Annotated in this window: 19 protein-coding genes and 1 tRNA gene; 3 read left to right on the top strand and 17 right to left on the bottom strand. The window is 69.2% G+C overall.

Annotated elements, in window-relative coordinates:
- Positions 1-26 precede the first annotated feature (26 nt).
- The 5 genes from VF632_RS20170 to VF632_RS20150 all read right to left on the bottom strand — a co-directional run bounded on the left by VF632_RS20170 (position 27) and on the right by VF632_RS20150 (position 3,433).
- On the bottom strand, positions 27-251 hold the full coding sequence (locus VF632_RS20170; RefSeq protein WP_331024714.1) for a hypothetical protein: 225 nt from the start codon (positions 249-251) through the stop codon (positions 27-29).
- A 607-nt stretch (positions 252-858) separates the two neighbouring features.
- Positions 859-1,185, bottom strand: coding sequence for an Ig-like domain-containing protein (locus tag VF632_RS20165; RefSeq protein ID WP_331024713.1), 327 nt, complete (start codon positions 1,183-1,185; stop codon positions 859-861).
- 9 nt (positions 1,186-1,194) lie between these two features.
- Positions 1,195-1,935: a hypothetical protein gene (locus tag VF632_RS20160; RefSeq protein ID WP_331024712.1), complete on the bottom strand. Its 741-nt coding sequence runs from the start codon at positions 1,933-1,935 to the stop codon at positions 1,195-1,197.
- 106 nt (positions 1,936-2,041) lie between these two features.
- Positions 2,042-2,998 carry a zinc-dependent alcohol dehydrogenase family protein gene (locus VF632_RS20155; RefSeq protein ID WP_331024711.1) on the bottom strand — a complete coding sequence of 319 codons (957 nt, stop codon included), beginning with the start codon at positions 2,996-2,998 and terminating at the stop codon, positions 2,042-2,044.
- A gap of 60 nt (positions 2,999-3,058) precedes the next feature.
- On the bottom strand, positions 3,059-3,433 hold the full coding sequence (locus VF632_RS20150; protein WP_331024710.1) for a hypothetical protein: 375 nt from the start codon (positions 3,431-3,433) through the stop codon (positions 3,059-3,061).
- Between the two features lie 183 nt (positions 3,434-3,616).
- On the opposite strand from VF632_RS20150, the gene VF632_RS28300 reads away from it, so the two are divergent.
- Positions 3,617-3,856, top strand: a complete 240-nt coding sequence (locus VF632_RS28300) for a hypothetical protein (RefSeq protein ID WP_331024709.1) — start codon at positions 3,617-3,619, stop codon at positions 3,854-3,856.
- 8 nt (positions 3,857-3,864) lie between these two features.
- Here the strand turns inward: VF632_RS28300 and VF632_RS20140 are convergent, their stop codons facing one another.
- Together VF632_RS20140 and VF632_RS20135 are read right to left on the bottom strand one after the other, a co-directional pair.
- A complete protein-coding gene (locus VF632_RS20140; protein WP_331024708.1) occupies positions 3,865-4,110 on the bottom strand; it encodes a DUF433 domain-containing protein in 246 nt (81 codons plus the stop codon).
- Positions 4,111-4,224: 114 nt separating this feature from the next.
- A complete protein-coding gene (locus VF632_RS20135; protein ID WP_331024707.1) occupies positions 4,225-5,124 on the bottom strand; it encodes a hypothetical protein in 900 nt (299 codons plus the stop codon).
- Between the two features lie 77 nt (positions 5,125-5,201).
- Here VF632_RS20135 and VF632_RS20130 point away from each other — a divergent pair.
- Together VF632_RS20130 and VF632_RS20125 are read left to right on the top strand one after the other, a co-directional pair.
- Positions 5,202-5,306, top strand: a tRNA-OTHER gene (locus tag VF632_RS20130).
- 100 nt (positions 5,307-5,406) lie between these two features.
- Positions 5,407-5,796 (top strand): lysozyme inhibitor LprI family protein, encoded by a 390-nt coding sequence (locus VF632_RS20125; RefSeq protein ID WP_331024741.1) that lies wholly within the window; start codon positions 5,407-5,409, stop codon positions 5,794-5,796.
- Positions 5,797-5,825: 29 nt separating this feature from the next.
- Here VF632_RS20125 and VF632_RS20120 read toward each other — a convergent pair whose 3' ends face one another.
- The 10 genes from VF632_RS20120 to VF632_RS20075 all read right to left on the bottom strand — a co-directional run bounded on the left by VF632_RS20120 (position 5,826) and on the right by VF632_RS20075 (position 13,987).
- On the bottom strand, positions 5,826-7,679 hold the full coding sequence (locus tag VF632_RS20120) for a protein kinase domain-containing protein (RefSeq protein WP_331024706.1): 1,854 nt from the start codon (positions 7,677-7,679) through the stop codon (positions 5,826-5,828).
- A gap of 209 nt (positions 7,680-7,888) precedes the next feature.
- Complete coding sequence (locus tag VF632_RS20115; RefSeq protein WP_331024705.1) at positions 7,889-8,071, bottom strand: hypothetical protein; 183 nt, start codon at positions 8,069-8,071, stop codon at positions 7,889-7,891.
- A 90-nt stretch (positions 8,072-8,161) separates the two neighbouring features.
- Complete coding sequence (locus tag VF632_RS20110) at positions 8,162-8,452, bottom strand: CcmD family protein (RefSeq protein WP_331024704.1); 291 nt, start codon at positions 8,450-8,452, stop codon at positions 8,162-8,164.
- Between the two features lie 23 nt (positions 8,453-8,475).
- Entirely contained in the window at positions 8,476-9,204 is a 729-nt protein-coding gene (gene ccsA / locus VF632_RS20105) for a cytochrome c biogenesis protein CcsA (protein ID WP_331024703.1), read from the bottom strand.
- Positions 9,205-9,210: 6 nt separating this feature from the next.
- Positions 9,211-9,888, bottom strand: coding sequence for a heme exporter protein CcmB (locus tag VF632_RS20100; RefSeq protein WP_331024702.1), 678 nt, complete (start codon positions 9,886-9,888; stop codon positions 9,211-9,213).
- A gap of 2 nt (positions 9,889-9,890) precedes the next feature.
- A complete protein-coding gene (locus VF632_RS20095) occupies positions 9,891-10,628 on the bottom strand; it encodes an ABC transporter ATP-binding protein (protein WP_331024701.1) in 738 nt (245 codons plus the stop codon).
- Positions 10,625-11,026: a zinc ribbon domain-containing protein gene (locus tag VF632_RS20090; RefSeq protein ID WP_331024700.1), complete on the bottom strand. Its 402-nt coding sequence runs from the start codon at positions 11,024-11,026 to the stop codon at positions 10,625-10,627. Before VF632_RS20090 ends, VF632_RS20095 begins: the two co-directional genes overlap by 4 nt.
- Positions 11,023-11,511 carry a cytochrome c-type biogenesis protein gene (locus tag VF632_RS20085; RefSeq protein WP_331024699.1) on the bottom strand — a complete coding sequence of 163 codons (489 nt, stop codon included), beginning with the start codon at positions 11,509-11,511 and terminating at the stop codon, positions 11,023-11,025. Before VF632_RS20085 ends, VF632_RS20090 begins: the two co-directional genes overlap by 4 nt.
- Positions 11,508-13,568, bottom strand: coding sequence for a heme lyase CcmF/NrfE family subunit (locus tag VF632_RS20080; protein ID WP_331024698.1), 2,061 nt, complete (start codon positions 13,566-13,568; stop codon positions 11,508-11,510). Before VF632_RS20080 ends, VF632_RS20085 begins: the two co-directional genes overlap by 4 nt.
- Positions 13,565-13,987, bottom strand: coding sequence for a cytochrome c maturation protein CcmE (locus VF632_RS20075; RefSeq protein ID WP_331024697.1), 423 nt, complete (start codon positions 13,985-13,987; stop codon positions 13,565-13,567). Before VF632_RS20075 ends, VF632_RS20080 begins: the two co-directional genes overlap by 4 nt.
- Positions 13,988-14,097 lie beyond the last annotated feature (110 nt).

Raw genomic sequence — 14,097 nt, 5'->3', positions numbered from 1 at the left:
AGTCTTGTCATTGTAGCTGACGCAGCCTACCGCATCACGCGCTCCAAGGTTTCGGCAAGTGCGTGCAACTCGGCGCCGCGCTCACGTGCCAAGCGGAGCACGACGGCCTGCCAATTCGCGGGTGGCGTTCGGTATCCACGCGCCTCAGGGGCCATCCGCATCTGACGAATGGTCTGCGGCTCAAGGCCAAACTCCTCCGCCAGCCTGGCGGCGGGGACGCCAAGGATGTCCGTCGCGGTCTTGAAGTCCAAGTGTAAACCTGAGGTTGACAAACCGCCTGCTTGTAAGTATCTTGTTTACAGCAGGGCAAAAAAAGCAAGGCTGACCGTACTCCCGCGAAGAAGACCGGCCAGCCTTGTTCCACGTAACGACCCGAGGCCGCCTCGCTCACCGAAGCTAGCCCTGCGGCGAGCCGAGGGTCAAGAGGATCGGAGGCAGAATGAGTCCGACGCTAAGCGCTGAGAGAAAGGTCCGCGTTCCGGAGACGAAGGGTGGATTTGTGATCGAGAAGCGGGACAGGTTTTGGGCGGTGATCGATCCGGCGGGCGAGCTGGTGTGCATCGCGGTGTATCGCCGCGGAGCCCGAGAGGTCGTCCGGCGCCTGATCGGGTGAACAGACCAAGAGCCGCCTCGAAATCGGGGCGGCTCTTCGCATTCCGGTCGAGGGGCATGGTTCAGCCAGCGGCTCGTGAACAGGGGCAGCAGAACCAGCAGCAGCGCATTAGCAGCTCTTCAGGGCGCGAGCGGATCACCCGTCCAAAGAGCTGGAGCGCCCACCGAATACCGCACCAGCTTGCCAGCCGGTAGATGCGGAACAACCACGCCGCGCGCAGGAATCGCAGGTCGATGCGGAAGAACTCAGGGGAGCGCGGCCGTGAAAGCCACCGGCTCGCGCGTCCCGTTCACCACGCGCGCCTGCGCCTCCTGCGCCCCGGCGGGGCCGAGCGTCCAAGCAGCGCGCGCGAGGCCATCGGCGTCCGTCACCATCGTCACGCGATCGGCGTTCGCGGTGAGAGTGCCGCCGCCTCGGGTGACGGAGAACTCCACGGCGACGCCGCTCATCGGGCGATCGTGTTCGTCGGCGACGTGGACGATGAGGGGATCGGTGAGGCGTGCGCCCGGTGCACCTTGCTGGCCGTCACCCGCGTGCTTGTGGATGGGCACGGGGAGGCGGACGGATCGCACGATGACCGTCTAGGTGCCGCATGGGTAGTCGCCGCCGCACTCCTGCTTTTCGATCCGCGCTCCCGACGCGACCGCCCACAGGTTGATCATCGGCACCATCGGCGTGGACGGGACTGCGCCCGGGGCCAGGTCGATGTCGGCCGCGGCCCAGGCCGAGAACCGGGCGATGGCGTCCGCGTGGAGGCTGGCGAAGCGGACGGATCTGGGCGCCCAGTCGAACGTGTGGATGGTCGGCGACGCGAGCGGATCGGGGAGGGTGAGGCCGGGGATGTGGTGCGAGGCGGGCGACCTGCGGCCGGTGCGCCTCCGGCCGGACTGGGCGGCGGGCCACACGGTGTAGACGGGCGGAGTGCCGATCACGTGGCCGTCGTCCGTCCGCAGCCACGATCGGTTGATCTCGATGTCGATCTCGTTGTAGCCCCACACGCCCCGCCGGTCGATTCCCGACGGTCCGCCGTACGAAAACATCGCGAACACTCCGCGCGGCGGGAGCGACGCGGAGGGAACGGGATCGATCCGGAACTCGTAGCGGCCGATGCCCAGGCGCGCCTCGTCGTCCCCAGCAGCGAGGGCGAGCTGCGCACCCAGGAACGGCTCCCCGGCGGCGCGGCTGAGCCGGAGCACGAGCGCGCCGTCGCGGACCTCCACCTGGCAGCGGCTCCAGCGAGCGTCGCCCTGCATGCGCCTGGTGGATATGCGCCACTGGAAACCGGAGAACTCTACGAGCTCCGGGCAGGGATCGGCCGTCATTGGGTTCACGGGATGGAGCGGGACGCATCCGCCCGCCGCCGCGGCCAAGACACAGGCCGCCAGCAGCGGGGCGGGGATGCGCATGGGACGGATCGGCAGAGGCGGATCAGCCCTCCGCGACGCGAAGGATCACCTTGCCGGTGCCGTGACCGGAATCCAGCCGCTCGTGCGCCTTGTGCACCTGTTCGAGCGACAGCGTCTCACCGATTAGCGTGCGCATCTTCCTCTGGTCGATCAGCGCCGCCATCTCGCGCAATCGCAGTGACTCGCGCATCAGGAAGATGCCGAACAGCGTCTGGTTTTTGCTCGAAAGCCCGCCGAGCGTGCCCTCGGGCGTCAGGATGGTCGACAGCCGGCCGAACGGACGCGTGGCGGGAATGCTCTTTTTGATCGCCTCGCCGCCGACGGTGTCGAACACCGCGTCCACGCCCTTGCCGCCCGTCTCCCGCAGCGCCACCTCGGCCGCGTCCTGCTGCGTGTAGTCGATGGGAACGTCCACGCCCAACTCGCGCAGCACCGCCTGGTTGCGCGTGCCCGCCGTGGCCAGCACCCGCGCCCCCACGGCCTTGGCGATCTGCACCGCGAACGAGCCCACGCCACCCGCGCCGCCGTGGATGAGCACCGTTTCGCCCGGCATCACCCGCATCCGCCGGATGATGGCCTCCCAGGCGGTGCCGCCGGCCAGCGGAACGCCCGCGGCTTCCTCGTGCGACATCGTGCGCGGGTTGTGGGCGACGATGCTGGCCGGCGCCGCGTTGTACTCGGCGTAGCTGCCCAGCGAGTTGCCGATGGTCTCGGGCGTGTAGAACACCTCGTCGCCGGGCTGGAAGCCGGTGACGTCGGCACCCACCTCCTCCACCACGCCCGACACGTCGTAGCCCAGCACCAGCGGCGGCGTGAGCCCGGCCCACCCCGCGTTCTGGCGCAGCTTGGCATCTACCGGGTTGGTGCCGGAGCACACCACGCGCACCAGCACCTCGCCAGCGCGCGGCCGGGGACGATCGATGTCTCTCAGCTCGAAGACTTCGGGCCCGCCGTGGCGGGGAATGACCATCGCGCGCATTTCGCCTCCTGTCAGGAATTCGGGAGGCGTCGCGGGGGCCAGAAGCGTGCCGATCCTCGTTCAGCCGGGGAGCTGCATGGTTACCGTCGCGTTGCGGCACGCGGCCCCGCAGCGGCGGCCGTTGGGGTACTGCGCCTCGTACTTGGGCGTGAACTCCTGGCTGCGCGTACCCGCCGCGGTGGTGACGCGAATGGTCACACGTTCCGGCATCAGGTCCGGAAATATCACGGGATCACAAACGCCCGACGGGCACTCGAAGACGTGCGGCGTGGCGTCGCCGGGCACGATGGCCTCTACACGGAAAGCACCGGCCGGCTGGCTAGCGAAGCGGACGGTGAGCCCGTCGAAGCAGCCGATCAGCGTGCAGGGGCCGATGGGATTGCAGCCGGCCAGCGTGGCGGCGGCGAATGCGTACAGGGCGGTGCGAAGGCGCATCGGAGTAGGGTTGATCGAGTGAGTAGGGCGATGGTCCCTCCACAACGATCAACCCGCGCGGTAACGGACACGATGCGCAGTACGTCGAGAGGCGCCTCAGCCGGGATCTGGCGCTTGAGGCACGATGAGCACTTCACCCGGTGTTACGGCGCTCAGGGCCTCAGAGATGTCTGAGACAAACGGTTGCAGGTCGCGGAGCTTGGTGCTCCCGATAGCGAGGACGACGACGCCCATCTCGAGTTTCGCGACGTTCTGCTGGAAGCGGAGGTTTCGATCTGCCGTCAGGAAGACATCGAAAGCGACCTCTGCACGACGGAGCAGTTCGCCGTTCTTGATCCCCGACCAACCTGCCTCCACTACCGTGTGGATTTCGAACCCCGCAAGATCTCGCCGAAGGGGACGCGGAACATCCTCATCGAATAGAACTCGTCTCACGCTACTCTCGCGAGAGCCGCTTGGGCAGCCATCTCCAGGAATCCGATGGCCTGCTCGCGCCGTACGCTTGGGAAGTGGTCCAAGAACTCGTCGACGTCGTACCCCCCCTCCAGGTATTCGACAAACGTCTGCACGGGTACACGCGTCCCCACGAACACCGGCGTTCCACTATGGATTTCGGGATCGCGATGGAACACGGTGCCGTCCGGGAGCGCGATGGGGCGGGATTCGGGGCCAGGCATTGGAACCTCTGCACGGGTTGATCGCGGCGCACCAACAAACTGCAGGCTCGTCCGATTCTTCGTCAACGCGGCAGAACGCGTACCGTCTAGCGAGACGAGGGCATTCTGGGGAAATCAGGATCTCGGCCGCATGCCCAGCACGGAGGCCGGGGCCTGGTAGATGTCCGCCGAGCCGCCGCGGTCGCTGTTGAAGAACAGCGTCCTGCCGTCGGGCGACAGGGCGGGCCCGTACTCGTAGCCCGGCGAGTTGATGGGCGCCGGAAGGTGCTCGGGCGCGCTCCACGCCCCGTCTCGGAACCGGCTGATGAACAGGTCGTCGCCGCCCAGCCCCAGCGGATGGTCGGTGACCACCAGGATCATCCACGACCCATCCGGCGAAACCCAGAGGTCGGACTGGCTCTGCGCGTCGTTGAGCGGCGGAGGCAGGTGCTCGGCCGCACCCCAGCCCTGGCCGCGCCGGGGGATGCGGAAGATGTCGGAGCGGCCCAGCGTTCCCGGCCGGCGCGAGGCGAGGTACAGGTCTCCCCCGGGGCCAACGGCGGCGTGGATGTCGGGCTCGTCGGCGTTCACCGGCGCGGGAAGGACGACGGGAGCCGACCATCCACCGGCCGTGCGCTCCGCCATCCAGATGTTCATGTCGGTGCGCGTGTCGCCGGCCGCGCGCGGGCGGTTGGAGGTGAAGTACAGCGTGCGCCCGTCGGCCGAGAACCGCGGCGCGCGCGCACCCCATCGGTCGTCCGCGGGAAAGATGACCGGCGTTGGCGCGCCCCATCCGCTCCCCTGGCGCGGCGCCCGCACCAGCGTCTGCCGGTTGAAGGCCTCGCCCTCGTACACGGAGAACCAGAGCGAGCCGTCCACCGGATCGATCGAAGGAAAGTTCTCGTGCCGGGCGGTGGAGACCACGCCGGGCCCGACCAGCAGGGGCTCGGAGCCGACGTTCGGGCTCGGCCGGCCGGCGGGGGCGCATCCGCACGACAGGAGCAGGCACGCCGCAAGAGCCAGGCGATCGTTCATGCAAAGGATCTCCGCAAAGGGGTGTCAGTTCACGACGCTGCTTGCTAAACGCGCCTGTGCACGCTACTTTGCTCCCACGGTCAGTCAGCTTCAGCAGATGAGAGCAGCCTCTGCCTCGTGCCCGGCTTCACGCCGGGCGCTACCGTGGTACGCGAACGCGGGTTCGAATCCCGCCTGGCCTATGAAGGGTCCTGCCTCCGGGTGGGGCCCTTCGCCTTTCCGGGGGCACGCGGCGTGCGCGTGGAGCACGGCGTCACCTGCCCGGAGAAAATCGTGATTCGCATGCTCCCTGTCGTTGCTCTGCTGGCCGTATCGCTCCTTGGCGTGCCCGTTCGCGGGCTCCACGCACAGGAGTTTCACGAGGACGTGAAGCACTGGTGCCAGGACTTCTGGATGCTCCCGCGCGCGGAGATCCTGGACTGCCTGATGCGGGACTACGCCGCCGCCGACGCGGAGCTCAACCGGACGTACCAGCAGGTGATCAGCTCGCTCCCCGACGCCCGGCGCGAGCCGCTGCGCGCGGAGCAGCGGGCGTGGCTAGCCCGCTACGACGCCACCCTGACCGCGTACTACTCGCGCCCGTGGGCCAACCACTCGCGCGTAAAGGTGCTCCCCTCGCAAATCCGCGCCGTGCGCGACCGCACGGCGTACCTGCGGGGCCTGCTCAGGTAACCCACGGGCTTCGATCTGCCGGTGCCGCGTCAGCCCTGGCGCATGCGGCGCAGCTTTTCGCGTGCGATCCGCTCGCGCCGGGGATCGGAGTTCAGCTCCAGGAACCGTTCGTAGGCGGCGATGGCACCCGCGCGGTCGCCCTGCTTCCACTTCACCTCACCCAAGTTGGCGTAGGCGATGTCGCGGCGCGGATTCATACGGATCACCTGCTCCAGCTCGCGACGGGCCTCGTCCAGCTGCCCCGCCTCGAAGAGTGCCCAACCCAGGTTGTTGCGGAACAGCACGTTGCCAGGGTCGCGCTGCACCGCCGCCCGCAGCCGCCGCACTGCATCGCTCACTTCGCCCCGCTCGAACGCTCCCTCGCCCTCGCGATTCAGGCGACGCGCCGCGGCGTCCTTCGCGGGGGCCTCGGGCCGTTCCGCCACGGTCGGCGGGGGTGGCTCCGGGCGATCGGAGACGCTCGCCGCCACCTGCGTGGGATCGGAGGCGCTGGCGGGCGGTGGCGCCTCCGCTTCGCCTGGGATGCCGCCCAGCATGGTGTCGCGCGCGCCGGGGTCGTCCGCGGAAGGCAGCTGTCCATCGCTCGGCGTCGCGGCCGGTGTGACGGGCGAGTCCGGGCGAGACGCGGTAGGCGGCGCCGGTGCCGGCTCGTCGCCCGACCGCCGCCCGAATGCCCACACCGCCCCGCCGATTAGCAGAACCAGCAGCAGCGCGGCCAGCGGAGCGAACCGGCGCGCGCCGGGCTTTGCCGGTGCTCGGGCAACGCTGGGCGCGGCGGGCCGCGGCTTCGGCTCTAGCTTGCGCGTGGGCTGCGGGACCGGGATCGCGAGGGGCGCAGTGGGTTGCGGCGGAGGCGCTTCCGCGGCCGGCGCGGCGACGGTCGGCTCCGGGGCGGGAGGAACGTCGCTGACCCACGCGACGGCGGGCGCTTCCTCCGGCGGAGGCGAAGCGAGCGTGGAAGACGTATCCGGCTCGACGACCGGGGCGGGAGGGACCACGACGCCGCGGGTCTCCGGCTCACTGAGCGCCTGCGCCAGCGCCTCGGCCATGGCGCCAGCGTCGGGATAGCGGTCCTCCGGCTCGGCGGCCAGCGCCCGGTGGATGACCTCTGCGACGGGACGGGGAAGGGCGGGATCGCGCTCCCACAGCGGGATAGGCTCGTCCGGACCCACCGGCTGCAGCAGGCGGTTGCCCGCGAACGGCCGCTCGCGCGCCAGCAGCTCGTACCCGATGGCGCCCAGGCTGAACACGTCGGAGGCAGGCGTGACGTCGCGCTCGCCGCGGATCTGCTCGGGCGAGGCGTAGGCGGGCGACATGGCGATGCCGCCGGAATGCGTCAGCTGCGTAGCCTCGTCGCCCACCAGCCGCGCAATGCCGAAATCCAGCACGCACACCCGCACGAAGTCCGGCTGGTCGCCCGGCACCAGGAACACGTTGCCGGGCTTCACGTCGCGGTGGATCAGCCCCGCCTTGTGCCCCTCGTTCACGCCGAGGGTGGCGTCGCGAAGGATGCGCAGCGCGAAGTCGAGCGGGATGGGATCGGGGCGGGCCAGGCGGGTGGAAAGGTCCTCGCCCCGCAGCAGCTCCATCACCAGGAAGTCCAGCCCCAGCACCGGGTCGGTGCCAAAGTCGAACACCGTCACCACATTGGGGTGGTGAAGGCGCGCGATGGCCTTGGCCTCACGGTGAAAGCGCTTCCTCACCTCTTCCTGCAGCGCGGGCTTGGACGGGGTGAGCGTCATCACCTTCACGGCGACGGTCCGGCCCAGGCGCTCGTCGGTGGCGCTGTAGACGGCCGCGAACCCCCCGCGTCCGATCACCTTCTCGATCTGGTAGCGGCCGGCCAGCTGGTGTCCGGCCAGCAGCCCCTCGAATCCTTGCATCGCCGTTGGGGTCGGGTGTCGCGTCTATAGCGCACGAAAGCCGAACGCACACCAGCAAAATGCAGTCCGGCCCACGATATCCAACAGCAATCACGCAGAGGACGCGGAGAGAAAAGAGAGGACGCAGAGGCGCTTGCACAGCCCTCTGCGTCCTCTCTGTTCCCTCTGCGACCTCTGGTGCGTGGGTCCAAGTCACACTGTGGGCGATGCTAGCAGACCCTGCACGTGTCGTAGCCGCTACCACCATCGCCGCAATCCGCCTGGCAGATAAGCGGGCCGCCTGTCGTTTCCCACGAGTCGTGGGCCTGAACGGTCCCGTACGAACCGGCGTCGTCGTCCGCTTGGAACGTCTGCACTTGCAGCGCGTCCACGTCCAGCTTCAGCTTGCGCATGGCTCTTCTCCGTTGAACAGGGGTGGGGGCGGGGTCAACGGAAGATGGCGGAAAAGAAGAGCGGGCGCAAGCGAAAAACCGCTGCTGCGGTTACGACCTTGGCAGCCCGTCCAACTGCTCCTCGAGCCGGCGCGAGCGGCGGGCGATCAGCACCACGTAGCCGAACAGCAGCCCCCACGCGATCGCGAACGCGATGAAGACGTGCCAGTACGCACGAAGGCTGCGCGGCGGGGCCTCGCGCGTGGGAACCGCGGACGCGGTACCCGGCGGGGCCGGCTGGTACGTCGTGGTGGCGGCGCCCGTATCCGGCTGCGCTCGCGCGGCGGAGGGCGCGGCGAGCAGGGCCAGCAGGGCGATGAGAACGATGCGGATGCGGCGCATGGAGGTTCGGCGGTCTGTGCGGGTCAGGCGGCGGGCCGCAGCTGGGCGGCCACCCGGGCGGCGTCGATGCGGCGGCTCAGCCGCTCCACCACGTAGCGCGCCAGGAGCAGCGAAAAGAAGAGCAGGGTAAAGGCGAGCATGTTCACCAGCAGCGTCTGCACCATCTCGGGTGCCGCGGTGGGGCCCTCGGGCTTCAGCACCACGGGCTTGGGGTGCTGGCTGCGGAACCACTGCACGCTCATGTGGATCAGCGGAATGTCCACCGCGCCCACGATGCCGAGCACCGCCGCGAAGCGCTTGCCCCGCTCGGGATCTTCCGTGGCCCCGCGCAGGACGAAGTATCCCACGTAGATGAACCACAGCAGCAGCGTGAACGAAAGGCGCGCGTCCCACACCCACCAGGCGCCCCAGGCGATCTTGCCCCACAGCGGCCCCGTGGTCAGCACGATGCTGGTGAAGATCACCCCCAGCTCCGCCGCGCAGACGGCGATGGCATCCAGCCGTTCGTCGCGCAGCCACAGGTAGCCCAGCGAGCACAGCGCCACGATTCCGAAGGCTAGGTACGCCATCAGCGCCGAAGGCAGGTGCACGTAGAAGATGCGCTGCACGATCCCCATCTCGCGCTCGGTGGGCGCGTAGAAGAAGATCATCCAGAACCCCAGCACCAGCGCCGCCGCGGCCAGGAACCCCAGCCCCACCGACCAGCGGCGGGTTCCCGCGAGCGACGCGGCCTCGTCCACCGGCACGTTCATCGTCGTCTATTCCTCCATCACGGCCCCGAACGCGGCCGTGCACACGAACAGAAAGATGAGGTCGAAGGCCAGCAGCATCCGCACGCTGCTCTCGATCTCGGAAAACGGCCGCCCGATCAGCAGGCGCTGCGTGGCGCTGGCGGCAAAGATCACCACGGGAATCAGCAGCGGCAGCAGCAGGATGGGGATCAGCGTCTCGCCCAAGCGCGAGTGCGCCGCCATCGCCGCGAACAGCGTCCCCAGTGCCATGAACCCGATCGTCGCCAGCAGCACCACGACCGCCAATCCCCCCAGCGCCCCCGCGTACCGCAGCCCGAAGAAGAGCGCGTACACGGGAAAGATCACCAACTCCACGCAGGTGACGATGGCCAGGTTCGCCGCGAGCTTCCCCAGGTAGAACGCACCCCGGGGGATGGGCGAAACCAGCACGCCCGTCAGCGCGTCGGCCTCGCGCTCCAGCGCGAAGGCGCGCCCCAGCCCCAGCGTTCCCGCGAAGAGCACCGTCACCCACAGCATGGCGCCCGCGATGGTCGACGCCCGTACGCCCGGGTCCAGCGCGAAGCTGAACACCACCGCCACCAGGACGGCGAACGTAGCCATGGCCACGAACCGTTCGCGCGAGCGGGCCTCCAGCAGCAGGTCCTTGCGGGCCACCGCCCAAACCTGGGCGAGATATGCGGCCATCGTTAGCCGGCCGCCGCCACCCGCCCGGTGTACACCCGCTCCCAGGTGGCGGGATCGATGTCACCGGCCGGTTCGTCCGACACCCAGCGGCCGCCCACCTGCACGGCCACGCGGTCCGCCTGCTCCAGCCCCTGCGACAGGTTGTGCGTCACCAGCACCACCGTGCGCCGCCCGTCCTTCAAGCGGTCCAGCACCTCGCGCAGCATGGCCGAGGCGTGCGGGTCCAGCCCCGTGTAGGGCTCGTCCAGAAAGACGACATCCGGATCGTGCAGCAGCGTACGGGCGAGGGCCAGGCGCTGCTGCATCCCGCGCGAGAACGTCCGCACGCGGTCGTCCCGGCGCTCCCACAGCCCCACGTCGCGCAGCCCGGCTTCGATGCGAGACGGCCGGTCCGCCAGGCCGTACAGCCGCGCGAAGAAGTCCAGGTTCTCGGCCGCGCTCAGCCCGGGGTACAGGAAGGCCTGATGCGAAAGCAGGCCGATGCGCCGCCGCCACCCCTCGTCCTCGGCGTTGCGGATCTCTTCGCCGCCGATGAACACGGAGCCGCGCGTTGGACGAACGGCGCCGCAGAGCATGCGCAGGAGCGTGCTCTTGCCGGCGCCGTTGGGGCCGAAGATGGTCAGAAAGGTGCCGGGGGCGATGGACAGGTCCACCCCGCGCACGGCGGGCAGGGCCCCGTACCACTTTTCCAGTCCGCGCGCTTCGACGGCCGCGCCCGCGCCCTCCGCCGGGTGGCTCAAGCCAGCCGGACCCCGCACCCCGCGCAGAAGCGGCTTCCCGCCGGGTTCACGAAGCCGCAGGCGTGCCGGTCGATCGCCGTCCCGGCGACGGGCGACTCGCCTTCGCCGTCCAGCCCCGCGTCGCTGCGCGCGGCCTCGGCGGCGCGTAGTGTAGCCAGCGCCTCCAGCGACATGCGCTGCTTCTGCGCTTGGTAGTCGGCCGTGTCGAGCTTGCCGCCCAGGTAGTCGTACTCCAGCTCTTTCAGCGAAGCCAGCGCCACGCGGCGGCGGGCCTCGGCGTCCATCACCGAGCCGGGCGCCAGGTCCACCAGCAGGGCGTCGTGCCGGGCCACCACGGGGCGCACGACGTAGCCCGCCGCCAGCACGGCCAGGAGAAGCGAGACGATCAGCAGCGTCACGGCTCGTCGTCCTCGCGCTCGAACTCGCGCAGGGCGGCGTTCAGCTGCGCCCGCTCGTCATCCGACATCGGCGGGGCGCCGGCGACGGAAAGCGCCGATCCCTGGCCACGCATCCGGCGGATGCGCCCCTGCACGAAGACGGCGCCGATCAGCAGCATCGCCGGGGGCAGCAGCCACGCCCACAGCCCGATCCCCTCGGCACGCGGCACGACGAGGTATTCCTTGCCGTAGCGCGCCAGCACCTGGTCCACCAGCTCGTCCGGCGTAGACCCGCCCGACGCGGCGGCGCGGATCTGGTTCCGCAGCTCCTCCGCCTGCTCGTTCGGGCAGATGTCGAGCATGTGCGGCCCGAACGGCGACTTCAGCTGCGAGATGGCCTCGGCCGCGTTGCGCGCCGCCACGTCCGGCGGATGCTGCGCATCGGCGCGCCCGGGCAGGAGCGCCAGCGCGAGCAGGGCCAGGGCGAGGCGAAGTGTCCGCATCATGCCTCCACCAGCTCGGGCTCGGCCGCTTCGGACGGCTTCGCCACGCGCACGCGCTGCTTGACAACTGTGGGGTTCTTGGGCTCGGCGCCGGGCCACAGGGCGATCAGCGTGCCGATGGCCATGATCAGCCCGCCCGTCCAGATCCAGGGCACCAGCGGGTTGATCAGCACGCGGAAGGTGGCGATGGGGCGCGGATTGCGGCCCTGCACCACGGCGTTGATGTCGTCCACCCCGGCCAGGATCAGGTACAGGTCCTCGTTCCAGGCGCGGCGGATTCCCACCTCGCTGACCACTTCTTCGCGCTGCTTGTACGAGCGCTTCTCCGGCGCCAGCACGCCCACGCGCTCCCCGTTCTTGGCCACGTTCACCGTCGCCACCACCTTGGTCATGTTGGTGGCGGGATACGACGACATGGCCTGGTAGGTGAGCGTGTACGTGTGGCCGAAGGGCGACTTCATCTCCAGGCTCTCGCCCGGGCTCATCGCCACCTGCTTCTCCACGTCCCAGGCGCTTCCCGCGAAGCCCATGAACGTCACCACCAGGCCGGCGTGCACCAGGTATCCGCCGTAGCGGCGCCGGTTGCGGCCGACCAGGTGGATGAACGCCGGCGCGACGCCCTCGCCCTCGATGCGGGCGCGGGCGCGGGTGCCCTTCCAGAACTCAATGACGATGGTCGCCATCACGAAGGCGCCCAGCGCGAAGGTCAACAGCGCGTAGGTGTTGCGCGCGCCCACGATCCACAGGACCACGCCCGTCACCACGCCGATGGACACCGGCAGGGCGAAGTTGCGCCGGATGTTGCGCGCGGTCGCCTTGCGCCAGGCGATGACCGGGCCCACGCCCAGCAGGGCCAGGAGGAGAAGGCCCAGCGGCAGGTTCACCCGGTTGAAGAAGGGCGGGCCCAGCGTGATCGTCTGCCCCGTGAAGCCTTCGGAGACCAGGGGGAAGATGGTGCCCCACAGCACGCTGAGCATGGCCGCGATGAACACCAGGTTGTTCAGCAGGAACGCGGCTTCGCGCGAGACGGCGCTTTCCAGCCGGTTCTCCGGCGCGAACGACTCACGCCGCCACCACACGAGCGCGGCCGAGACGATCACCAGGACCGTCAAAAAGCCCAGGAAGATGTAGGAGATCGTAAGGTTCTGCGCGAACGAGTGAACCGATTCGATCAGCCCCGAGCGCGTCAGGAAGGTGGCGAAGATGCTCAGCAGGAAGGTGCCCATGATCAGCAGCACGTTCCACATCTTGAGCATGCCGCGCTTTTCCTGGATCATCACGGAGTGCAGGTACGCCGTGCCGGTGAGCCAGGGGAGCAGCGACGCGTTCTCCACCGGGTCCCAGAACCAGTATCCGCCCCAGCCCAGCTCCACGTACGCCCACATCATCCCGAAGATGATGCCGTTGGTCAGGAAGAACCACGCGGTCAGCGTCCAGCGCCGCGTCGTGGTGATCCACCGCGTGTCGAGCCGGCCGCTGAGCAGGGCCGAGACGGCGAAGGCGAACGGGATGGTGAAGGCGGTGAAGCCCAGGTACAGCGTGGGCGGGTGGATGGTCATCCAGTAGTTCTGCAGCTGCGGATTGAGCCCGCGGCCGTCGGCCGGAACGAACTCCATCAGCTGGAACGGGTTGGACGCGGTGATGATGACCACCAGGAAAAAGGCGATCACCGTCGACAGCGTGCCCACCACGTACGGCATGAACTCACGGTTGCGCCGCCGGTTCTGCAGCACGGCCACGGCCGAGAACAGCGCCAGCAGCGCGGCCCAGAAGACGAGCGAGCCGGTTTGCCCGGCCCACAGCCCCGTGATCTTGTAGAAGAGCGAGAGGTCGCGGTTGGAGTATCCCGCCACGTAGCGGTACTGGTATTCCTCGCGCAGGAACGACGAGATGATGGCGCCGCAGGAGACCACGAGCAGGCCGAAGACGGCGTACAGCGAGCGCTCGGCGCTCAGCACCCAGTCTCCGCGGCCCTTCCGCCCGCCCGCGAAGCCCAGCCCGGCGCCCCAAAAGCTCAGCAGCAGCGCAATCCAGAGGGCGACTTCCCCGATCTGCGTCACGCGCGGAAGTCCCCTTCGGCGGCTTCGTACCGCGAGCCGCACTTGGTGAGCAGGTGCGTGGCCTCGAAGGTTCCCTCGGCGGTGTAGCGGCCGGTGACCACGACGTCGCGGCCTTCCTCGAACGTGTCGGGGACGGGGCCGTTGTACTGCACGGGAAAGCGCGTCTTGCCGCTGGCGATGTCGACGACGGTGAAGCGCAGGTCCAGCGTGCGCGCGTCGCTGGTGACGGTGCCGGGCACCACGCGGCCGCCGATCTTCACCGTCATCTCGCGCGCGGACGGGTCGGCGGCGAGCTTGGCGGCAAGCTCGTCGGGGGTGTGGTAGTAGATCATGGAGTCCTTCATCCCGGTCACCGCCAGGTACCCCACGGTGGCCACCAGCGCCGCGGCGCCGATCAGGAACTTCCTCTGCTTTTTCACCGCTGCCCTCCGCGCGCGAACGTGTGGTTCCAAGCGCGGCAATATACCACTGAAATGCGTGCGGTGAAAGGGATTCCGTAGGTTGCAGGACAGGGGTGTGGGGAGTTTCC

Origin of the sequence: Longimicrobium sp. (assembly GCF_036388275.1) — a bacterium.
GTDB lineage: Bacteria > Gemmatimonadota > Gemmatimonadetes > Longimicrobiales > Longimicrobiaceae > Longimicrobium.
This window is presented reverse-complemented; position numbering and strand designations above follow the sequence as displayed.